1 protein-coding gene is annotated in these 312 nt (G+C 44.9%); it reads left to right on the top strand.

Annotated elements, in window-relative coordinates; genetic code table 11:
* Positions 1-312, top strand: a 312-nt coding sequence (locus ACQQ5U_RS19440; RefSeq protein ID WP_437400128.1) for a gluconate 2-dehydrogenase subunit 3 family protein, incomplete at both ends; no start/stop codon positions are given.

A 312-nucleotide genomic window follows, 5' to 3' on the forward strand; every position in this document is an offset into this window, starting at 1 on the left:
CCATGGCACAGACCTTGGACGTGATCCTTCCAAAAACGGACACTCCTTCGGCAACCGAAGTGAACGTGCACGTTTTTATCGATGCCTATCTCGATGAAGTGATGCCTTTGGACCAAAGGGAATTTGTTGTCATGAAAATGAACAAGTTCTATGACAAGGTACTTGCAGACTCTGGCAAAGAAACATTAATGGATATTGAGCCAGCAGATATAGAACCTGCATTGCAGACATATCTTAAAAAGCGTACAGACGAGGAAGAAGAAGCACATTCCGAGGCGATCATGAACTACATGCAGGCCATCATGCAAGGTG

Source organism: Flagellimonas lutimaris, assembly GCF_051494225.1.
In the GTDB taxonomy this organism is placed as follows: domain Bacteria; phylum Bacteroidota; class Bacteroidia; order Flavobacteriales; family Flavobacteriaceae; genus Flagellimonas; species Flagellimonas lutimaris_A.